The organism is Microbacterium sp. Nx66 (genome assembly GCF_904066215.1).
Classification (GTDB): domain Bacteria; phylum Actinomycetota; class Actinomycetes; order Actinomycetales; family Microbacteriaceae; genus Microbacterium; species Microbacterium meiriae.
This window is the reverse complement of the sequence record NZ_LR880474.1, coordinates 3,234,750-3,254,076: the sequence shown is the minus strand read 5'-3', so window position 1 is coordinate 3,254,076 and position 19,327 is coordinate 3,234,750. Positions and strand designations below refer to the sequence as shown.

The following is a 19,327-nucleotide window of genomic DNA, read 5'->3' as shown; positions in this document are numbered from 1 at the left end:
CAGGCGGTTCCGGGAAGGAGCTGCCTGACCAGGCGCGACGGCCTGACGTGAAACCAGGAAGGAAGGCGTGATGGACGCGGACACTCCGGTCTTCGCGATCGCCGCAGCCGCCAAGCTCTCCGGCCTGCACCCCCAGACCCTCCGTCAGTACGACCGGATCGGCCTCGTGGTGCCGGGTCGGACGCCCGGCGGATCCCGTCGTTACTCGCACCGCAACATCGAGCAGCTGCGCGAGGTGGCCCAGCTCTCCTCCGAAGGGGTCAGTCTCCCGGCGATCGCACGTCTCCTCGACCTGGAGGACGAGAACCGGATGCTGCGCGACCGCGTGCTCGCGCTGGAGGGCGCCCTCCGTGCCGAGCGGGAGAACCGCCCCGGCGTGCGGGTGTTCGCCGCCGGCTCCGCGGGGGTCGTGCCGATGCCGACCGGCCGCCGCATCCGGCGCTCGACGGAACTCGTGCTCTGGAGTCCGCGCTCCGGAGCCTGACCGCGTACCCCGGTGTGTATCCTGTCAACTGTTAACAGGAGGTCACCATGACGCAGACCGTCACGCGCGGGGAGTCGCTCGGAGCGCAGGTCGCACGCGTGCTGCGCCAGCGCATCGTGCGAGGGGAGCTCGCCCCGGGGGCCCGGCTCACCGAGGAGGCCCTCGCCGAGGAGTTCGCCGTCAGCCGCGGCCCCGTGCGCGACGCCCTGACCCAGCTCAGCTTCGAGAAGCTCGTCGAGGTGCAGCGTCCCCGCGGCGTCTACATCGTGGGCCTCACGAGCGACGACGTCGACCAGCTCTACAGCCTCCGGGGCGCGCTGGAGCAGCTCGCCCTCTCGCGCGCGATGCGGGTCGACGACGACGAGCGGTGGCAGCCGATGGCCGACGCCGTCCAGCGCATGGCCGAGGCCGCGGACGCCGGCGACCATGCGGCCTTCGTCACGGCCGACCTCGACTTCCACTCCCAGATCTACGCCCTCGCCGATCACCCCCGGCTGGAGGGTGCCTGGAACCAGTACCTCCCGACCTTCACGGCCCTCCTCGAGGTCACGATCAACCACGACGAGGACCTGCACGAGTCGTCGGACGATCACGTGACGCTGCTCGACGTCATGCGCACGGGAGCCCCGGAGGACGCCGCCGCGGTCCTCTCGGCTCACCTCGACGGCGCCCGGGAGCGGATGCTCCACGAGGTCGGCTCCCGCTGAGCCTGCGTCCGCCGGCGCCGAGGCGTTCAGCGGACGGAAAAGAACGGTTCCTACCGTGGGGGCCAGGGCAAGAGCCCTGGTCCGCGCCCGCGCGGGTGTCCTGCCACGAAGGAAGAACCTCCTCATGACGAACACCACAGCCTCCGCCACCTCCGCCTCGTCGCTCGGACTCCTCGTCCTGCGCATCGTCGTCGGCGCGATCTTCGCCGCCCACGGCGCTCAGAAGATCTTCGAGTTCACGATCCCCGGCACCATCGGCAGCTTCGCCGGCATGGGGGTCCCGCTCGCCGAGATCGCCGCACCCGTCGTCGCCTTCCTCGAGCTCATCGGCGGGATCCTGCTGATCCTCGGCCTGCTGACGCGCCCGGTCGGCATCCTCCTCGCCGTCGACATGCTGGTGGCACTCGTGCTCGTGCACCTGCCCGCCGGCCTGTGGGTGACGGCCGGCGGCTACGAGTTCGTCGCCGTGCTCGGCGCCGCGGCTCTCGCGCTCGCGCTCACCGGCGCCGGGCGCTACTCCATCGACGCCGCGGCCCTCCGCGGGCGCGCGCCGGCCTGGCTCGCCTGACCGGTCAGTCGCCCGCCTCGCGCGCGGGATCCACGCGCCGGACGAGGACCCAGGTGTTGCCGAGATCGGTGACCGTGTGGGTGAACTCGTCGAGCGCGGCCTGCGACAGCGCGAGCCCGCGTCCGCTCTCCGCCTCCTCGCCCGGCATCGACACGGCGTCCCAGTCGATCGGTGCCGGCGGGGCGGTGTCGCGGATGTAGGCGCGCAGCTCCTCCGCCGTCACGCGGACGTCGATGCTCAGCACGACGTCCGCGTGCTCATTGTGCTGGGCGACGTTGGTCGTGACCTCGCTCAGCGCCAGGGTGAACAGCACCTGATCCTGGGCAGGTACCTCCGGAGCCAGCGGCCACAGCCGGTCGAGCTCGTCGAGGGCGCGGTCGACGAGGGCGAGCCCGGCGGGCCCGTCGATGTGGAAGGCCCGGATGTCAGCGTCCATCGAACGCCGATTCCGGCGTCGGGTAGTCGCGGAGCACGCGATCCAGGTTGGTGAGGTGGAGGACGGTGCGCACGGCCTCGGGAACGGCGGCGATGCGCAGATCGCCGCCGGCCACGCGGGCGCTCTTGAGGCCGCCGACGAGGGCGCCGAGACCGGAGGAGTCGACGAACTCGGTGCCGCTCAGATCGATCGCGATGCGCGGCTGCCCCGCGGCGACGAGGTCGCTCACCGCGTTGCGCAGCAACGGCGCTCCCGAGGCGGTCAGGCGGCCCGTGATCGTGACGACGGCATAGCCGTCCCTGGTGTCAGTGCTGACGTTCATTCGACTCCTTCTCGAGGACCTTCGCGGCCGGACCGCGGTAGCGTGCCGCCTGGATGATGACGCTGAGGACGACCAGGTCGTACAGAACCCAGGCGGTGTTGACGAGGGTGCCGGTGCCGTCGCCGGTGCCGACGATGACCCGGGCGACCCCGATCATGAGGGCGATCACGAGGACGACCATGGCGGTGAGCTGCGGCCAGATCTCGCGCCACGGGATGCCCCGAGGATCGCGGCCGTCCTTCCTGGTCACGGCGAAGGAGAGCGGTCGGCCGAGCACCACGTTGGCGAAGGCCGTCCAGCACGCGCGGATCCACACGGGGAACAGCGCAAGCGAGTACTGCTGACCTCGCCAGGTCTTCACCCCCTTCGCGACCACGAGGAACAGCGCCTGATTGACGAGGAAGTACGGCAGGAAGCGCGCGAAGAAGTCGACCGACCAGGCGGTGACGGGGAGCACGCCGAACACGAGATAGATCACCGGGGCGGCGAGGTAGACGATCGCGGCGAAGCCCGAGAGGTAGCTCCACATCGTCGCGAAGTACATGAGGCGCTGCCCCACCGAGAGTCCTCGCTTGGCCAGGGGGTTGTCGCGCAGCATGACCTGCAGCGTCCCCTGGGCCCACCGCAGCCGCTGCGTGAGCATCGTCCGGAGGTCTTCCGGGGCGAGCCCGTGCGCCAGGATCTCGTGGTGGTAGACGCTCTTCCAGCCGAGGGCGTGGAGCTGCATCGCCGTGGCCATGTCCTCGGTCACCGAGATCGTGGCGAGGGGGAGGATCGGCTGCGCCTCATCCGCACGGTCGAGGCGGAGCGCATCGAGCAGTCCGCGGACGGCCTCGACGGCGGTGAGGGGGGAGAGGTCGGACGCGGCGAGCGCGTCGAGTCCGGCCTCGTCCACGATCACCTGCCCGAGCTCCGCGTCCTGCTGCACCGGCAGGGACTCGATCACTGCGAGGTCGGCACGGATGCCCTCGAGGTCGTGGGCGACGAGGATGCGGGAGGCGCTGTCGACGGCTTCCCCCACGCGGGCGGCCACCTCGGCGACCGACTCGCCCGCGGCGAGCTCCTTGCGTCCGCGTGCGATCGCGATGCGGAGCGCGCCGAGCTCGGTGGCGAGCGCCGGGTCGGTCGCCGCCTCGGCCTCGCGGGCGATGAGGGCCTCGGACGTCTTGAGGGCCCGCGCGGCGGAGTCGGTCACGTTCCGCACGTAGCCGACGATGCCGAGCTGCATCAGTGCTTCGCGGCGGAGCACGGCGTTCGAGCCGCAGAAGAAGGCCGCGTTCCAGCCGTCCTTCCCCTGCTGGATCGGCCCGTAGAAGAGGGGCGCCTGGCTGCCGAGCGGGTCGGCCTCGTCGACGTTCACGAACCATTGCGGCGTCTGCACGAGGGCGACCTCGGGATCATCGGCGAAGTAGCCGAGCGTGCGGTGCAGGATCAGCGGGTCCGGCACCTGGTCGGCGTCGAGGATGAGGAGGAACTCGCCGTCGGTCTGGAAGAGGGCGCTGTTGAGATTGCCCGCCTTGGCGTGCCGGGGCTTGCCCGTCCAGTCCTCGGAACGCGTGAGATAGCCGACGCCGGCGGCCCGGGCTTCGGCTTCGAGCTCGGGGCGCGAGCCGTCGTCGAGGATCCAGGTCGAGTGCGGGTAGGCGATCCGCTTCGCCGCCTTCGCGGTGGTCATGACGAGCTCGATCGGCTCGTCGTAGGTGGTGATGAACACGTCGACGGTGCCCTGCGGAGGCGACACCGGCGCCGGACGCTCCTTCGCGCGCCACATCGTCAGGCAGAAGAGGAACGTGTCGATGAGGCTGTACGTCTCGGCGATCACGAGCGGCACCGCGATCCACCAGGCCGACCAGTTCACCGACTCCAGCCAGCGCCAGGCGACGTAGTTCACGCCGAGCAGGACCGACAGCAGCGCGAGGACGCGGATGGTCGCGAACCGGGCGGTCACGCGTCCCTCCGCACGACCACGACGGTGATGTCGTCGGTGGCGCGCTCATCGTTCGCGAGTCGCAGGGCCTCGCGCACGGCGCCGTCCGGTCCCATCGCGGTGAGCACCCGCTCCACGTGGCCGAACGGGTCGTCGGCGTCGAGGACGTCGAGGAGACCGTCGCTGCAGCAGATGAAGGCGTCCCCCACCTCGAGCCGCGTCGTCACCGGGACCCGGGGGTCGGCGAGGCCCATCCCCATGCCCAAGGGCAGGTTCGTGGAGCGCAGGGGCGTCCACGACCCGTCTGCGCGGACGACGAACGCGAGGCTGTGGCCCGCGTCGATGACCTCGAGCTCTCCCGTCTCCGGCCGCAGCTCGGCGACGACCGCCGTGACGAACATCGACGTGTCCGCGAGATCGTCCTCGAGCAGGCGGTCCACCTCGATCACGGCGTCGGACAGCGAGCGCTCCGGCGCCGTGCGCAGGGACGCCCGAACCGTGGCCGCGACCAACGCCGGCCCCGTGCCCTTGCCCATGGCATCGGCCAGGGTCACCCGCAGGGCCTCGCCGTGGCGCGAGAAGTCGTAGTAGTCCCCGGCGAGCGTTCCCCGCGGGGCGGCACCGGCGGCGATCGTGTACCCGGCGATCTCCGGGTGCGCCCGGGGGCGCAGCGCTCGCTGTACCACGGCGGCGTGGTCGACGTCGGCGTCCTGTGCCAGCTCCGTCTGCACCCAGAACGCGAGGTCGCGCAGGAGGTCCTGCTGGGCGTCGGTGAACGTGTGCGGCTCGGTGTCGAGCACGCACAGCGTCCCGACCGGCTCCCCTCCCGGCGCGTGCAGCGGATGGGCCGCGTAGAAGCGCAGGTGCGGGTCGCCGGTCACGAACGGATTCTCGGCGAAGAGGTCGGTCGTGCTCGCATCCTCCACCACCACCGTCCGGTTCTGCGACACGGTGTAGTCGCAGAACGAATCCTGTCGCGGTGCCTCGTTCCCCCCGAGGCCGATCTGCGATTTGCGCCACTGCCGGTCGCGATCGATCAGCGAGACGCTGACCATCGGCACGCCGAACATCTCCTTCGCCAGTCGTGCCACCCGATCCACCCGCTCATCGGGTGGCGTGTCAAGGATCCCCAGTTCCTCGAGCGCTGCCTGTCGCCGTCGCTCGTCGAACATTCCCCCGGCCCTCCTCCGTGTTTATTCCCCTCATCCTAGGGAGGAACCGCTCCCGGGGCGCCAGGCCGTCCGGCGGCATTCAGGTGAACCACAGGAAACGGTTCTGCGCAAGCCCCGCGGAGAACCGCTTCTCCGGATCTACCATCGCGCCAGGACCAGAGCGCCGTGTCTGCGCGTCCTCGGAAAGGAGGCAGGTGGATGCCGCTCAAGACCCGCCAGCGGGACCGGTACAACCGCCGAGAAGCCCTCGCCGGCTATCTCTTCATCTCGCCATGGCTCATCGGATTCCTCATCTTCACGGCCGGCGCGATGGTCTACAGCCTGTACATCTCGTTCAGCAGCTACAACCTCGCCACGAACAGCGCGCGCCCGGTCGGCATCGACAACTACGCCAACCTCTTCGAGGACCCGCGGGTGGGCGTCTCGCTCGCCAACACGCTGTTCTACGTGGTGATGGCGGTGCCGCTGGAGATCGTGTTCGCGCTCGTCCTCGCGCTGCTGCTCAACCGGGTCGGGCGAGGTGCGGGATTCTTCCGCGTGCTCTACTACCTGCCGAAGATGACCCCGGCCGTCGCCACGGCGGCCGTGTTCTTCCTCCTCCTGAACGGCAACTCCGGGGCGATCAACCAGTTCCTCCGACTGTTCGGCATCCAGGGGCCCCAGTGGCTCGTCGACCCCGCGTGGGTCAAGCCGAGCATCGTGATCATGACGCTGTGGACCGTCGCGGGAACCATGGTGATCTTCCTGGCCGCCCTCAAGAACGTGCCGGTCGAGCTGTACGAGGTGGCCTCGCTCGACGGGGCGGGACCGATCAGGAAGTTCTTCTCGATCACCCTGCCGATGATCTCGGGGGCCATGTTCTTCAACGTCATCGTGCTCTCGATCGCCGCCTTCCAGATCTTCGATCAGGCGTATCTGCTGTTCTGGCGGGATCAGAGCAACTCGTCTCCTGAGGCGTCGCTCTTCTACGCGATCTACCTGTTCCAACAGGCCTTCCGGCAGTTCAACTTCGGTTTCGCGGCGGCGATGGCGTGGCTGCTCTTCGTCATCATCATGATCATCACGCTCATCCAGGTGAAGGTCGGCAACCGCTTCGTCTACTACGAGGGAGACCGCTGATGTCCCAGACCCTGCGTCAGGTCCCCGTCGAGGCCACCGGGGACGACCTCCCGGAGGCCGTCGCGGCTCCCGCCCCGGCCCGGTCGCGCTGGCGACGGCGCCTGCGACAGCCGAAGAGCCTCGTCGCCCGGATCGTGCTGAACATCATCCTCGTGCTGTTCGCGCTGCTGTTCCTGTACCCCTTCGCGTGGCTCATCGCTGCCAGCTTCAAGCCGCGGGGGGAGGTGTTCGACAACGCCCTCATCCCGAAGACGTTCGTGCCGGAGAACTACGTCGAGGTGTGGAATCAGCTCCCGCTGCTGAACTGGATGGGCAACAGCATCGCCATCGCGCTGCTCGCCGCCGGTGCCGTGGCGATCTCCAGCTCGATCGTGGCGTTCGGCTTCGCCTACTTCCGCTTCCCGGGGCGCGGGCTGCTGTTCGGCCTCGTGCTCGCGACGATGATGCTCCCCGGCGCGGTGACGATGATCCCGATCTACCTCATCTGGAAGGAGACCGGACTCCTCGGCACCTGGGTGCCGCTGTGGGGCATGAACCTGTTCGGCTCGGCCTTCTACATCTTCCTGCAGCGGCAGTTCTTCCTCGGCCTTCCTCGGGAGCTGTTCGAGGCGGCGCGGCTCGACGGGGCCAGCGCCTGGGGCCTCTTCTGGCGGATCGCGATGCCGCTGTCGATACCGTCGTTCGTCATCGTGTTCCTGTTCGAGTTCCAGGCGAGCTGGAACAACCTGCAGGCCGCTCTCATCTACCTCAACGCCGGGTCGGTGGACGAGTTCACCGCGCCGCTCGGCATCGCCTACGCGATGACCAAGTACAGCCCCACGGCGGGCGGTCACGGTGATTACCAGTACGTCATGGTCGCCTCCCTCCTGGTGACCCTCCCCATGCTCATCCTCTTCGCCTTCGGGCAGCGTGCCTTCATCGAGGGCGTCGCCACCCAGGGGCGCAAGGGATGACGAACCACAGATCGAAAGGAGCAGTCATGCGCACACGCATGCTGGGAATCACCGCGGTCGCCGCGGCATCCGTCCTCGTCCTCGCCGGGTGCGGCGGCGGAGGGGGAGACGACCAGGCGGCCGACGCCGACTTCGGCGCGGAGCCGAGCGGCACGCTCAAAGCGTGGGGCTTCGAGAACGCCGACGACGTCGGCACCTCGCGCATGGACTACGCCGCCGAGCAGCTGAAGGACGTCGAGGTCGACCTCGACGCGACGGCCTTCGACGCGCAGAAGTTCACCACGCGGATCGCGAGCGGCGACGTGCCCGACGTCGTGCAGATGGACCGCCGGTACGTGACCACGTATGCCGCGCAGGACCTCATCATGCCGCTCGACGAGTGCTTCGCCGCCCAGGACGTCTCGCCGCGGGACCACTGGTACCCCTTCGTCGTCGACGACGTCACCTACGACGATGCCGTGTGGGCGGTGCCGCAGTTCTACCAGCCGCCGGCGATCCTGCTGAACAAGGCCGTGCTCGACGAGGCGGGGGTGACGGCGGACGAGATCGACACCTCCAAGCCCGACGTGCTGCTCGGCGCGATCGAGAAGATGTACCAGGAGTCCGGCGGCGTGCCCACGCGGCTCGGGTTCGACCCCGTCGCGACGGGCCAGGCCGGGCTGTGGATTCTCGGCATGGGCGGCCAGCTCAACGATGAGAAGGGCGCGCCCACCCTGGACGACCCCAGCAACGTGGCCGGCATCGAGATGCTCAAGCAGATCACCGACGCGCAGGGCGGCTTCGCGGCCGTCAAGAGCTTCACCGACTCGTTCGACGCCTTCGGCGACCAGAACCAGTTCGTCGCCCAGCAGGTCGGCGCGCAGGTGAACGCGCAGTGGTATCCGAACGTGCTGAGCCCCTACGCCGACCAGATCGACCTCGAGGCTGTGCCGTTCCGGAATGCCGACGGGGAGCCGTTCTCGGTCGCGTCCGGCACCGCGTTCGTGATCCCGGCCGGGGCGGAGAACCCCGCGGCGGCGTGCGCCTGGATGGTGAACCTCACCTCGGACGACGCCTGGAACGCGGCGGGCGAGGCCCGTGCCGAGACGCTGAAGACCGATGGCGGTATCAACACCGGGCTCTTCACCGGATCGCCGTCCGCCGATCAGTCGATCCGTGAGACCTTCGTGACGGACAGCGGCAACGCCGGCTTCGACCAGGTCATCTCGACCTACTACGACGTGGTGGACTACGGACAGTCCTTCGGTTCCTCGCCCGCGGGCCAGGAGATCCAGAACGAACTCAACAACGCGATCACCGCAGCGCTGCTCGGGGACAAGTCTCCCGAGGACGCGCTGAAGGAGGCGCAGGAGGCGGCGATGCGGGCGTACGAGAACGCCACGGCCGGCTAGACCCCGGAGGGGCAGAGCGCCAGGCGGCCATGTCCGCCTGGCGCTCGTCGACGGATCGGGTCGGCGTGGATGATGGAGGCCTACCGATCGGAGGTCGACCATGGACCAGCGTGAGCTCGATGAGCGGATCCGCGACTACTACGAGGACCAGTTCGACGAATCGGCGCGGTTGACGACCCGCTCGGCGCAAGGACCTCTGGAGCACCAGCGCATCCAGGAGCTGATCGCCGCGCACCTCCCCGAGGGTCGCGTCATCGATGTCGGAGGCGGGGCGGGCGTCCATGCGCGGTCGCTCCTGGCCCGTGGCCATCAGGTCATCCTCGTCGACCCGGTGCGCGGGCACGTCCACAGCGCGGCGCAGCGGGGCGTGGATGCTCGTGTAGGGGACGCGCGCTCGTTGCCGTTCACCGCGGACAGCTTCGATGCCGCTCTTCTCCTCGGTCCGCTGTACCACCTGGCGGATCGCGCGGACCGCCTCCAGGCGCTCGGCGAGGCCGCACGGGTGGTGCGATCCGGCGGCTGGGTGTTCGCGGCAGGCCTCTCGCGATTCGTCGGATTCGGTCAGCTCGCGCTGGGCGTGACCGACCTCCACCTCGACGATGAACACGGCGCACTGCTGGAGCACGGGGCGCCCTCCTCGCGAGGTCGCTTCCCTGCCGGGCACTTCCACACGGCGGATTCGCTCGCCGAGGAGGCCGCCGCCGCCGGACTCGACGTTGTGGAGGTCCATGGCGTCGAAGGGCCCGGCGGGCTGCTGCTGGAGGAGATGCCTGCGGAGGAGACGGCGCTCACACAGGCGGCTCTCCTGCTGGCGCGAGCCGGGAGCACCGTTCCCGGAATCCGGGAGCTCAGCCCGCACCTCCTGGTCGTGAGCCGGGTGCGGTGACGCTCCGCAGTGTTGACTGTTAACAGTCAACACTGGTAGCCTCGCGGTGTCGACAACACGGTCGACCCACGTAGAGGAGCAAAGATGCCCCGCATGCGCATCACTCGGGCGGCCGCTGCCTTCGCCGCCCTCGCCGCCACCGCTCTGGTGCTGTCGGCCTGCACGAAGGTCGACGAGAGCGAGGGGGCCGCCTCGACCTATCCCGAGGACGACATCCGGCTGATCATCCAGGCCAATCCCGGCGGCGGCTCCGACCTGTCGTCCCGCGCGCTCGCCACCGAGGTCGAGAAGATCCTCGGTGTCAGCGTGATCCCGGAGAACATGCCCGGTGCCGCGGGAGCGCTCGCGATGGAGTACGTCGGCTCGCAGGATCCCGACGGCTACGTCATCGGCTTCGCGCCCGTCGAGATCGCGATGCTCAACACGACCCAGAGCGCCGACGTGCTGCCCGACGACTTCGACCTGCTCGGCCAGATCATGCTCGCTCCCGGGGTCATCACGGTGGGTGCCAACAGCGGCATCGAGACCCTCGACGACCTCGTGACGCAGGCGAAGTCCGGCGCGGTCACGGTCGCGAACTCCGGTGCCGGCTCGATCTGGGAGGCCGCCACCCTCGGCCTCGGCCAGGCGACCGACGCCGACTTCACTCCCGTCCCCTACGACGGCGGCGCCACGGCGGTCGCGGCCGCCGCGTCCGGTGAGACCGTCGCCGCCGTCTCCGGACTCGGCGAGGCGCTCGCGCAGGGCGAGGCCGTCCGCATCCTCGCGGTCATGAACGACGAGCGTCACCCCGACGCGGAGGATGTCGAGACGGTCGAGGAGGCCATCGGCGAAGAGGTCGTCTTCGGCGGCTGGGGCGGCATCTACGCACCGGCCGGACTGCCGGACGACGTGCACGACGCCCTCGAAGCCGCCGTCAAGGAGGCCGTGGAGTCCGAGAGCTACCAGAAGTTCCAGGCCGACGCCGGCAACCTCGTGGTCTACCGCGACTCCGAGGAGTGGACCGGGTTCGTCGACGACCAGTTCGCCCTGTTCCAGGACCTCCTGGGCTGAACACCTCCGGTGGGGTCGGCACGCGCCGACCCCACCGGGTCCTCCGACGAAGGAGCACCATGACCAGCCCCGACACCGCGGCCGAGCCGGTCGCGCCGGGCGGCTACGAGGGAGCGACCGCCTCCCGTCCCCTCGAGATCGCGTTCGCCGCCGTCGCCCTCGCGATCACCGCCGGCTACCTTTTCCTCGCCACGCAGATCCCGCTGCGCCGCGAGGCCGCCCCCGGACAGATCGACGCCCGCTTCTGGCCGCTCGTCATCGGCGTGACCGGCGTCGCGATCGCGATCGCCCTGCTCGCCGTGGCGATCACGCGACCGGCACCCACGCGTGAGGATCTCGAGCGCATCCAGCCGGGCGGCGTCCTCCGGGTGATCGCGACGATCGCGATCGCCGGCGCCTTCATCGCGCTGTGGTCCCTCGGCTCGGTCATCCTCTTCGGCTACCGGATCGAGGTCTTCCCGATCGCCTGTGCTCTGCTCATGGCCGCACTGATGCTCCTCTACGGCCACCGCCGCTGGCTGAGCCTCGTCATCTACTCCGCCGCCGTCACGGCATTCGTCTACGTCGTCTTCGGCATGCTCCTGAGGATCCCCCTGTGAACGCGCTCCTGGAGGGGCTGAACTCGCTCCTCGACATCTCGATCCTGCTGTACATGGCAGTCGGCCTCGTGCTCGGCTTCATGGTCGGCGCCTTCCCCGGCATCACCGCGACCATGGCCGTCGCACTCGCCGCCGGCTTCACCATGACCCTGGAGCCCGTGCAGGGCCTCGCGGTGCTCCTGACGATCTACGTCGCGGCGAACTTCGGCGACCGGGTGCCGTCCATCCTCATCAACACCCCGGGGACACCCGCCTCCATCGCCACCACCCTCGACGGCTATCCCATGGCGAAGCAGGGCAGGGCCGGTCTGGCGCTGACGATCTCCGCGATCGTGTCGGCCGTCGGCATCCTCGCCTCGCTCGTGCTCTTCTCGGTCGCCGCCGTGCCGATCGCCAGCTTCGCCCGGGACTACTTCAAGTCGCCCGAGCTGTTCGCGCTCGTCGTCTTCGGCATCGCGATCATGATCGGCATCTCGTCGAAGTCGATGCTCAAGGGCATCCTGGCCGGTCTCTTCGGGCTGATGCTCGGCAGCGTCGGCACCTACGCGGCCACCGCCGACCAGCGCTTCACGTTCGGCGTGCTGGAACTCGTCGAGGGCGTGAACTTCATCGCCGTCATCATCGGTCTCTTCGGCATCGCCGAGCTGTTCGATCAGCTCCTCACGCACCGGAAGTCGCACGTCCGACCGATCTCGAGCCTCGGCCGGTGGTGGCCGAACCGCGCCGAGCTGAAGCAGAGCGGACGGGCCACCGCGGTCGGCGGGGCGGTCGGCCTCGGCGTCGGCCTCATCCCCGCGGCCGGCGGCGACATCGCCGGGCTCATCGGCTGGGAGCGGGCGCGGAAGGCGTCGAAGCACCCGGAGATGTTCGGAAAGGGGTCGATCGAGGGCGTCGCCGCGTCCGACACCGCCTCCAGCGCCACGCTCGGCGGCTCGCTCACCACCACGATGGCGCTCGGCATCCCCGGCGACTCCGTGATGGCGGTCATGATCGGCTCGATGATCATCTGGGGCATCACCCCCGGGCCCACGCTGTTCACCAACCGCCCCGACCTCGTCGTCTCGATCGTCGGCATCATGCTCGTCGCGACCCTCCTGTCGCTCGCGCTGAGCCTCGTGCGGATGAAGGGCATGGTCAAGCTGCTCGACGTGCCGCAGCCGTATCTGTGGAGCGGCATCCTCATCTTCTGCATCATCGGCACCTACGCCACCTCGAACAGCCTGTCGACGGTCGTCACGATGCTCGTCTTCGGGGTGATCGGCGTGCTGCTCAAGCGCATGCAGGTCCCGGCAGGACCCGTGGTGCTCGGCCTGCTGCTCGGTCCGCTCGCCGAGGAGAACCTCGCCCGCACGCTGGCGATCCTGCCGACGCGGCCGATCTTCGAGGTCGTCAGCCCGATCGCCCTCGTGCTGCTCGCGCTCGCGGTGCTGTCGATCGTGATGCCCGCGATCCGCGCCGCCCGCACGCCCCGCGCCGAGCGGGCCTCGTTGGAGGACTCGATCCTCCACACCGACAGCATCGTGCAGATCGAGAAGGCGCACGACGAGCTCGCGGCGCAGCCCGACCTGCTCACCTCCACCGTCCGCAACGTCCACGCCGGTGCGCGCCGGGGACGCGCCGACCGCAAGAACCGCCAGAGCACGACCCCCGAGGAGACCGAGAAGTGACCCGCTACGACATCCTGACCGCCGTCCCGACCGCGTTCCACCGCGACGGGACCCTCGACCTCGAGGGGTCGCGTGCGATCTTCCGATTCGTGGCCGACTCGGGGAACGAGGGCGCCTTCATCCTCGGCACCACGGGCGAGTTCCCCGCTGTGGACGCGGACGAGTTCCGGGCGCTCGTGGCCGCCGCGCTGGAGGAGCTGGCCGGCCGGATGCGCGTCATCGTGCACGTCGGGCAGCCGAGCACGTTCGAGGCCGTGCGTCTGGTCGGCATCGCGAAGGAGCTCGGGGCCACGGAGTTCGCGGCCCTCACCCCCTATTACCTGCGTGCCACGGACGATGCGATCCTCGACTACTACCGTGCCGTCTCGGCGGCGGTGGGCGACGGGCGCCTGTACGTCTACATCTACCCCGCGCGTAGCGGGAACCCGGTCTCGCCGGAGCTGCTCGTGCGCATCGCCGCGCTTCCGAACGTGGTGGGAGCGAAGGTGAGCGAGCTGTCGCTCGACGACATCGCGGCCTATCGTGCGGACGTGCCGACGGGCTTCGAGCTCTACACCGGCGCCGACCGCGACCTCATCGCGGCCGTCGGGGCGGGGGCGCAGGGTGTCGTCTCGGGCGTCTCCTCCGTGACGCCGAAGCCCTTCCGCGCCCTCGCCGATGCCGGACGCTCCGGAGATGCCGAGGCCATCGCGGCGGCACAGGCAGCAGTCGACGACGTCGTCGCGCTCATCGGCGGCGACATGGGGCGCATGAAGGAGGCGTACCGCGTGCTCGACGTCGTGGACACTCATTGCCGCATGGCCATCTCCGAACCCTCCGCCGACGAGCGGGCCGCCGTCGCACAGGTGGTGGCCACGCACCGCTGACACGACTCCGGGACCTACACGGGCGGGATGCCGCGGCCTTCGGGTCGCGGCATTTCTGCATGGGCTCGCTTTTACTTGTCCGACAAGTGAGCGCAGTCAGGAGCCTACTTGACGACACGCAGGGAAAGTGTCTAGGCTCAGGAGCGGAAATTCCGCCGATGTCGCGAAGGAGCGAACGGGACATGTCAGACAAGATCGAGATCACCGGGTCCGACTTGTCAGACGCGCTCGCTCGACGTCTGGCTCAGCACCTGCAGCGCTCCGGGCTGGAGATCGGCGACCCGCTGCCCACCGAGGCCGAACTCGGCGCCGTGCTGGAGGTGGGACGGCAGCGCATCCGCGAGGCCCTCAGCGTGCTCGAAGCGTTCGGCATCGTGGCCTCTCGGCAGGGCGCGCGCCGCGTGTGGCGCGGGTTCCGTGCCGCCGATCTCGCCACCCGCTGGATCGGCTTCGTCGACGACCCGGAGGCCGCCACCCGCGAGCTCCTGGAAGTGCGTCACGCGCTGGAGACTTCGCTGCTTCCCCTGGTCATCCCGCGCCTGCAGCCGAGCGACCTGACCCGCCTGCGTCTGCTCTCGGAGGAGATGGTGGAGCGAGCCCTGCGCAACGAGAGCTTCGCGGAGCTCGACCAGCAGTTCCACCGCGGGCTGCTCGCGCCGATGCGCAATGCGTTCGTGGACCAGTTCCTGCAATCCTTCTGGGTCGTCTTCGCGGCCGCGCGACGGGAGGAGCCCGTGGAGGAGGACCCCGCCATCGCCGCGATGCACGGTCGCATCATCGACGCGATCGAGGCCGGCGACACCCGCCGAGCCGTCCACGAGCTCGACGCCCACTTCTACGGCGTCCGCAACCGCTACCCGGACATCGACTTCGGCACCACGGCCGCGCTGCCGGTCTGACCCCTCCCCGCACCGGCGCGTTCTGCCGCACCCGTTTTGAAATCGATTTCGCACAACCCTCATCTGATCGACGAAGGAGTACGCATCATGAGATCCACCCGATTCCTCCCCGGATTGGCCGTCCTCGGCGTGGTCGCCCTCACCGCCGGCTGCGCCGGAGGCGCCCCGACGGGCGAGGGCGACGGTCCCGTCGAGATCACCTACTGGCTCTGGCAGGACGACGCGACCGACCCCACCTGGACGGAGCTCGCGGACGAGTTCAACGACGCGCAGGACGAGGTGGAGGTCGTGCTGGAGACGATCCCCCTCGACCAGTACCAGAACCAGCTCGTGTCCTCTGCGATGAACGGCACCGGACCGGACGCCGCCCGCAGCAAGGACTGGTGGCTCGGGCAGTTCGCGCCGCAGGGCGCCATCGCCGACCTCACCCCGTACGTCGACGGCTGGGACGCCTCGGACGACGTCGTCGACTCGCTCTGGGCGACGGGGCAGCTGCCCGGCGAGGACGCCGTCTACATGCTGCCGCACCAGTACACGACGCTCTACCTCTACTACCGCGTGGACTACTTCGAGGAGCTCGGGCTCGAGGCGCCGCGCACCCAGCAGGACCTCCTCGACGCGGCGGCGGCCCTCACCGGCGACGGCCGGTACGGCATCGACGTCCGCGGCGGTGCGGGCGGACAGGACCAGTGGCTCGCATGGATGTACGCCGGCGGCGCGTCGGTCGTCGACGACTCCGGCGAGGTCGTCCTGGACGACGCGAAGGGCGTCGCGGTGAACGAGGACTACCTCAGCATCGTCACCGACCTGCAGGCCGCGCCCCCCGGATCGATCACGGCCGCCTTCGCCGACGTCAAGACGAACTTCGTCGAGGGTCTCACCGGCATGATGATCCACCACCCGGGTTCCCTGAAGGAGCTGCAGGGCGTCTTCGGCGACAAGCTCGGCGTCGTCCCGATCCCCACGGAGGACGGGAAGCCGGGCGCGACACTCGGCAGCATGAGCGGCAACGTCATCCTCGAGGGCTCCGACAAGAAGGACGCCGCGTGGACCTGGATCTCCTGGCTGAGCGAGGAGGCGCAGATGGAGAAGATCTCCGCCTCGCCGCAGGGCCAGCTGCCCGTGCTCGAGTCGGTGATCGACACCGAGGCGTACTCGTCCGACCCGCAGCTCGCGGTCGCGGTCGACGCGATCCCCACCGCCAAGACCTGGCCGGCGCTGGAGGGGGTGGCGGAGCTCGCCGCCAAGGAGTGGAACCCGCTCATCCAGCAGGCGTTCCAGGGTGAGATCAGCAGCCAGGACGTGCTGACGAAGATGTCCGACGTGCTGCGCTGAGGGCCGACATGGCAAGCTCCACTCTCACGGAAGCGGTCGTCACCGGCCGGCCGGCCCCGCGCCGGCCGGTGACCCGGCCCCGGCAGCGCGCTCGCCGCGGGTCGGTCGCCCCGCTCGTCCTGCTCGCGCCGGCGATCGCGCTGGTCGCGGTCTTCGCCGGGTATCCGCTCGTCCGCTCGATCTGGTTCTCGTTCAACGACGTGAGCGTCTTCACCGGCGTGCTCGAGTTCGTCGGGTTCCAGAACTTCGCCAGTGTCATCGGCACGGCGGAGTTCCTGCCCACGCTCGGCCGCACGGCCATCTGGACGTTCGGCGCCGTCTCCCTCCAGCTGATCGGCGGGCTGTCGCTCGCGCTCATGCTGAACAACCGCTTCCCGCTGCGGGGCGTGTACCGCGGGCTGATCATGATCCCGTGGGCGACGCCCAGCGTCCTGGTCGCGCTGATGTGGAAGTGGATCCTCGATCCGAACAACGGCGTCCTCAATCAGTGGCTGCTGAACGCCGGGGTCATCGACGCCCCGATCGAGTTCCTGTCGCAGAACAGCACCGCGCTGCCGACCCTCGTGATGATCGACGTCTGGCAGGGCATCCCGCTCTTCGCGATCATGATCCTCGCGGCGCTGCAGAGCGTGTCCGGCGAGCTCAAGGAGTCCGCGCAGATCGACGGATGCGGGCCGGTCGGCGTGTTCCGTCACGTCGTGCTGCCCGCCATCCTCCCGACGATCCTCATCACGACGCTCCTGCGCCTGATCTGGACCTCGAACTACGTCGACCTCATCTTCATCCTCACCGGCGGCGGGCCGGGCACGTCCTCGACGACGCTGGCGCTCGAGTCGTATCTGACGACCTACAAGGCCAGCGACTTCGGTGCCGGCGCGGCGTACGCCGTCATCCAGGCCCTGTTCCTCGCCGTCTTCATCGCGCTCTACGTGCGCCTCACCCGGAAGGACACCACGCGATGAGTACGACGACCGTCCCCGTCCGCTTCGGCCGCTTCGCGGGAAGGACCGGCTTCGCGATCGCCCTCCTCGGCGTCCTCGCGATGGTGCTCGGGCCGTACATCGTCATGCTGCTGACGTCGCTCACGCCCCGGGATCAGCTCGCCGGCGCCGGAGCGAACCTCATCCCCTCGGAGTTCACGACCGCCTCCTACGCCGAGCTGCTGTCGACCACGCCGTTCCTGACCTATCTGCGGAACAGCCTCACCGTCGCCGCGATCGCCGTCCCGGTGACCCTCGTCGTCTCCACCGGCGCCGCGATCGCGATGTCGCGGTTCGACTTCCGCGGCCGCGGGGCCGTCATGATCGGGCTGCTGCTCGCACAGATGTTCCCCGCCGTCCTGCTCGTGATCTCGCTGCAGGGGCAGCTCCGCGGGATGGGGCTGATGGACACGACGCTGGGCCTCGCACTGGTCCACGCCGCGTTCGCCACGCCGTTCGCCACCTGGCTGCTCAAGGGCTTCGCGGACTCGATCCCGCGCGAGATCGAGGAGGCCGGCCAGATCGACGGGGCCTCGTCCTGGCAGATCATCCGCATCCTGCTGCTGCCCCTGCTGCGGCCGGGGATGGTGGCGGCGGGAACCTACGCGTTCATCCTCACCTGGAACGAGTTCCTCTACGCCCTCACGTTCACCTCGCAGACGGCGACCCGCACCCTGCCGGTCGGCCTGCACCTGTTCATCGGCGAGTACCAGATCCGGTGGGATCTGCTCACCGCGGGCGGCGTGCTCTCGGTGCTCCCCGTCGTCGTCGGCTTCCTCCTCGTGCAGAAGCGCCTCGTCGCCGGACTCGCCGCCGGCGCCGTCAAGGGCTGACGCCCCCTCCGACCCCTCCTCGTCGTCCCGGAAGGACCACGCATGAAAATCGAATCGATCGACCTCCAGCTCTCCCGCATCCCCCTCCCCAAGGGGCCGTGGGGGGACCAGATCCATCGGGTGACCCACATCGAGATCGTCCTCGCCGACATCACCACCGACACCGGCCTGGTCGGCACCGGGTTCAGCCACACCTCCGGCGTCGGCGGCCAGATGATGATGGCGGCGCTGCGCGAGCTCATCCCGACGCTCATCGGCCGTGAGGTCAATCCGCGAGCCGTCTGGCAGCACTCCTGGCAGCATCTCCGCGACAACGGCCCCGGCGGGACCACCACGCTCGCGCTCGCCGCGATCGACGTGGCGCTGTGGGATCTGCTGGGGCTGCACTACCAGCAGCCGCTCGCGAAGCTCCTCGGGCAGGTGCGCGACCGGGTCGCGCTGTACGGCAGCGGCATCAATCTCAACCTGTCCGCCGAGGAGGTCGTCGAGCAGGTCAAGGAGTGGAAGGCCGACGGGTACGCCGCCGGGAAGGTCAAGGTCGGCAAGCCGGACCTCGAGGAGGACGTCTACCGGCTCACCAAGATCCGCGAGGCCGTCGGCGAGTACCCGCTCATGGTCGACGCCAACCAGGGATGGACCTACGGAGAGGCGGTCCGGGCGGTCACCCGGTTCCGCGACCTCAACCTGTACTGGGTCGAGGAGCCGCTGCGCGTGGACGACGTCGCCTCGCACGCCCGCCTCCGGGCGCGCTCTCCGATCCCGATCGGCCTGGGCGAGAACGTCTACACGCTCCAGCAGTTCAACCAGTACCTCCTCGCCGACGCGTGCGACTTCATCCAGGCCGACGTCGGTCGTGTCGGCGGCATCACGCCCTATATGGACATCGCCGCCCTGGGCCGGGCGTACAACGCCCCCATGACGCCGCACTTCGTGATGGAGCTCACGGCCAACGTGCTCTGCGCGGTGCCCAACGCCCTGTTCGGCGAGATGACGGACGGCGGCACGCTCACCGACCTCGGCGTCATCGTGCCGCAGCGGCCGCAGAACGGGTTCTTCGTCCCGACCGGAGCGCCGGGGAACGGCCTGGAGTACGACCGCGAGAACCTCGCGCGGCACGCGGTGAGCTGAGG

Annotated in this window: 20 protein-coding genes; 16 read left to right on the top strand and 4 right to left on the bottom strand. The window is 69.5% G+C overall.

The genetic code is table 11. The features are described from left to right. Window positions 1–70 precede the first annotated feature (70 nt). The 3 genes from MICNX66_RS15705 (at window position 71) to MICNX66_RS15695 (ending at window position 1,759) form a co-directional block, all read left to right on the top strand. Entirely contained in the window at window positions 71–484 is a 414-nt protein-coding gene (locus MICNX66_RS15705; protein ID WP_187662652.1) for a heat shock protein transcriptional repressor HspR, read from the top strand. A 47-nt stretch (window positions 485–531) separates the two neighbouring features. Next, window positions 532–1,191 (top strand): GntR family transcriptional regulator, encoded by a 660-nt coding sequence (locus MICNX66_RS15700; protein WP_187662651.1) that lies wholly within the window; start codon window positions 532–534, stop codon window positions 1,189–1,191. A 124-nt stretch (window positions 1,192–1,315) separates the two neighbouring features. Then, window positions 1,316–1,759, top strand: a complete 444-nt coding sequence (locus tag MICNX66_RS15695; protein WP_187662650.1) for a DoxX family protein — start codon at window positions 1,316–1,318, stop codon at window positions 1,757–1,759. A 4-nt stretch (window positions 1,760–1,763) separates the two neighbouring features. Here MICNX66_RS15695 and MICNX66_RS15690 read toward each other — a convergent pair whose 3' ends face one another. Genes MICNX66_RS15690 through MICNX66_RS15675 form a run of 4 tightly spaced genes read right to left on the bottom strand, consistent with a single transcriptional unit; the run spans window position 1,764 to window position 5,616 of the window. Beyond that, on the bottom strand, window positions 1,764–2,195 hold the full coding sequence (locus MICNX66_RS15690) for an ATP-binding protein (protein ID WP_187662649.1): 432 nt from the start codon (window positions 2,193–2,195) through the stop codon (window positions 1,764–1,766). Beyond that, entirely contained in the window at window positions 2,185–2,517 is a 333-nt protein-coding gene (locus tag MICNX66_RS15685; RefSeq protein WP_187662648.1) for an STAS domain-containing protein, read from the bottom strand. Before MICNX66_RS15685 ends, MICNX66_RS15690 begins: the two co-directional genes overlap by 11 nt. Then, entirely contained in the window at window positions 2,501–4,465 is a 1,965-nt protein-coding gene (locus MICNX66_RS15680) for a glycosyltransferase family 2 protein (RefSeq protein ID WP_187662647.1), read from the bottom strand. The genes MICNX66_RS15685 and MICNX66_RS15680 overlap by 17 nt, the downstream gene beginning before the upstream one ends. Further along, a complete protein-coding gene (locus tag MICNX66_RS15675; protein WP_187662646.1) occupies window positions 4,462–5,616 on the bottom strand; it encodes a PP2C family protein-serine/threonine phosphatase in 1,155 nt (384 codons plus the stop codon). The genes MICNX66_RS15680 and MICNX66_RS15675 overlap by 4 nt, the downstream gene beginning before the upstream one ends. A gap of 198 nt (window positions 5,617–5,814) precedes the next feature. On the opposite strand from MICNX66_RS15675, the gene MICNX66_RS15670 reads away from it, so the two are divergent. The 13 genes from MICNX66_RS15670 to MICNX66_RS15610 all read left to right on the top strand — a co-directional run bounded on the left by MICNX66_RS15670 (window position 5,815) and on the right by MICNX66_RS15610 (window position 19,325). Continuing rightward, a complete protein-coding gene (locus tag MICNX66_RS15670; RefSeq protein WP_187662645.1) occupies window positions 5,815–6,735 on the top strand; it encodes a carbohydrate ABC transporter permease in 921 nt (306 codons plus the stop codon). Then, entirely contained in the window at window positions 6,735–7,688 is a 954-nt protein-coding gene (locus tag MICNX66_RS15665; RefSeq protein ID WP_187662644.1) for a carbohydrate ABC transporter permease, read from the top strand. Before MICNX66_RS15670 ends, MICNX66_RS15665 begins: the two co-directional genes overlap by 1 nt. Window positions 7,689–7,714: 26 nt before the next feature. Then, complete coding sequence (locus MICNX66_RS15660; RefSeq protein WP_144881801.1) at window positions 7,715–9,079, top strand: extracellular solute-binding protein; 1,365 nt, start codon at window positions 7,715–7,717, stop codon at window positions 9,077–9,079. Window positions 9,080–9,179: 100 nt separating this feature from the next. Further along, window positions 9,180–9,965: a class I SAM-dependent methyltransferase gene (locus MICNX66_RS15655; RefSeq protein ID WP_187662643.1), complete on the top strand. Its 786-nt coding sequence runs from the start codon at window positions 9,180–9,182 to the stop codon at window positions 9,963–9,965. Window positions 9,966–10,058: 93 nt separating this feature from the next. Beyond that, window positions 10,059–11,018: a tripartite tricarboxylate transporter substrate binding protein gene (locus tag MICNX66_RS15650; RefSeq protein WP_232089118.1), complete on the top strand. Its 960-nt coding sequence runs from the start codon at window positions 10,059–10,061 to the stop codon at window positions 11,016–11,018. Window positions 11,019–11,077: 59 nt separating this feature from the next. Next, window positions 11,078–11,617 carry a tripartite tricarboxylate transporter TctB family protein gene (locus MICNX66_RS15645; RefSeq protein WP_187662641.1) on the top strand — a complete coding sequence of 180 codons (540 nt, stop codon included), beginning with the start codon at window positions 11,078–11,080 and terminating at the stop codon, window positions 11,615–11,617. Continuing rightward, complete coding sequence (locus tag MICNX66_RS15640; protein WP_187662640.1) at window positions 11,614–13,284, top strand: tripartite tricarboxylate transporter permease; 1,671 nt, start codon at window positions 11,614–11,616, stop codon at window positions 13,282–13,284. Before MICNX66_RS15645 ends, MICNX66_RS15640 begins: the two co-directional genes overlap by 4 nt. Then, window positions 13,281–14,150, top strand: a complete 870-nt coding sequence (locus MICNX66_RS15635) for a dihydrodipicolinate synthase family protein (protein WP_187662639.1) — start codon at window positions 13,281–13,283, stop codon at window positions 14,148–14,150. The genes MICNX66_RS15640 and MICNX66_RS15635 overlap by 4 nt, the downstream gene beginning before the upstream one ends. 182 nt (window positions 14,151–14,332) lie before the next feature. Next, window positions 14,333–15,049: a FadR/GntR family transcriptional regulator gene (locus tag MICNX66_RS15630; RefSeq protein WP_187662638.1), complete on the top strand. Its 717-nt coding sequence runs from the start codon at window positions 14,333–14,335 to the stop codon at window positions 15,047–15,049. Window positions 15,050–15,136: 87 nt separating this feature from the next. After that, the gene (locus MICNX66_RS15625) at window positions 15,137–16,384 is read left to right on the top strand and encodes an ABC transporter substrate-binding protein (protein ID WP_187662637.1); all 1,248 of its coding nucleotides are present in this window, start codon (window positions 15,137–15,139) and stop codon (window positions 16,382–16,384) included. 8 nt (window positions 16,385–16,392) lie between these two features. Next, window positions 16,393–17,346: a carbohydrate ABC transporter permease gene (locus MICNX66_RS15620; RefSeq protein ID WP_187662636.1), complete on the top strand. Its 954-nt coding sequence runs from the start codon at window positions 16,393–16,395 to the stop codon at window positions 17,344–17,346. Further along, entirely contained in the window at window positions 17,343–18,197 is an 855-nt protein-coding gene (locus MICNX66_RS15615; RefSeq protein ID WP_187662635.1) for a carbohydrate ABC transporter permease, read from the top strand. Before MICNX66_RS15620 ends, MICNX66_RS15615 begins: the two co-directional genes overlap by 4 nt. A gap of 42 nt (window positions 18,198–18,239) precedes the next feature. Further along, on the top strand, window positions 18,240–19,325 hold the full coding sequence (locus MICNX66_RS15610) for a mandelate racemase/muconate lactonizing enzyme family protein (RefSeq protein WP_187662634.1): 1,086 nt from the start codon (window positions 18,240–18,242) through the stop codon (window positions 19,323–19,325). The last annotated feature ends 2 nt before the right edge of the window (window positions 19,326–19,327 follow it).

Bases quoted from the DNA above. Each gene is read 5' to 3' on its own strand.
- MICNX66_RS15705 (WP_187662652.1), top strand. From the start codon at position 71: ATGGACGCGGACACTCCGGTCTTCGCGATCGCCGCAGCCGCCAAGCTC.
- MICNX66_RS15700 (WP_187662651.1), top strand. From the start codon at position 532: ATGACGCAGACCGTCACGCGCGGGGAGTCGCTCGGAGCGCAGGTCGCA.
- MICNX66_RS15695 (WP_187662650.1), top strand. From the start codon at position 1,316: ATGACGAACACCACAGCCTCCGCCACCTCCGCCTCGTCGCTCGGACTC.
- MICNX66_RS15690 (WP_187662649.1), bottom strand. From the start codon at position 2,195: ATGGACGCTGACATCCGGGCCTTCCACATCGACGGGCCCGCCGGGCTC.
- MICNX66_RS15685 (WP_187662648.1), bottom strand. From the start codon at position 2,517: ATGAACGTCAGCACTGACACCAGGGACGGCTATGCCGTCGTCACGATC.
- MICNX66_RS15675 (WP_187662646.1), bottom strand. From the start codon at position 5,616: ATGTTCGACGAGCGACGGCGACAGGCAGCGCTCGAGGAACTGGGGATC.
- MICNX66_RS15670 (WP_187662645.1), top strand. From the start codon at position 5,815: ATGCCGCTCAAGACCCGCCAGCGGGACCGGTACAACCGCCGAGAAGCC.
- MICNX66_RS15665 (WP_187662644.1), top strand. From the start codon at position 6,735: ATGTCCCAGACCCTGCGTCAGGTCCCCGTCGAGGCCACCGGGGACGAC.
- MICNX66_RS15660 (WP_144881801.1), top strand. From the start codon at position 7,715: ATGCGCACACGCATGCTGGGAATCACCGCGGTCGCCGCGGCATCCGTC.
- MICNX66_RS15655 (WP_187662643.1), top strand. From the start codon at position 9,180: ATGGACCAGCGTGAGCTCGATGAGCGGATCCGCGACTACTACGAGGAC.
- MICNX66_RS15650 (WP_232089118.1), top strand. From the start codon at position 10,059: ATGCGCATCACTCGGGCGGCCGCTGCCTTCGCCGCCCTCGCCGCCACC.
- MICNX66_RS15645 (WP_187662641.1), top strand. From the start codon at position 11,078: ATGACCAGCCCCGACACCGCGGCCGAGCCGGTCGCGCCGGGCGGCTAC.
- MICNX66_RS15630 (WP_187662638.1), top strand. From the start codon at position 14,333: ATGTCAGACAAGATCGAGATCACCGGGTCCGACTTGTCAGACGCGCTC.
- MICNX66_RS15625 (WP_187662637.1), top strand. From the start codon at position 15,137: ATGAGATCCACCCGATTCCTCCCCGGATTGGCCGTCCTCGGCGTGGTC.
- MICNX66_RS15620 (WP_187662636.1), top strand. From the start codon at position 16,393: ATGGCAAGCTCCACTCTCACGGAAGCGGTCGTCACCGGCCGGCCGGCC.
- MICNX66_RS15615 (WP_187662635.1), top strand. From the start codon at position 17,343: ATGAGTACGACGACCGTCCCCGTCCGCTTCGGCCGCTTCGCGGGAAGG.
- MICNX66_RS15610 (WP_187662634.1), top strand. From the start codon at position 18,240: ATGAAAATCGAATCGATCGACCTCCAGCTCTCCCGCATCCCCCTCCCC.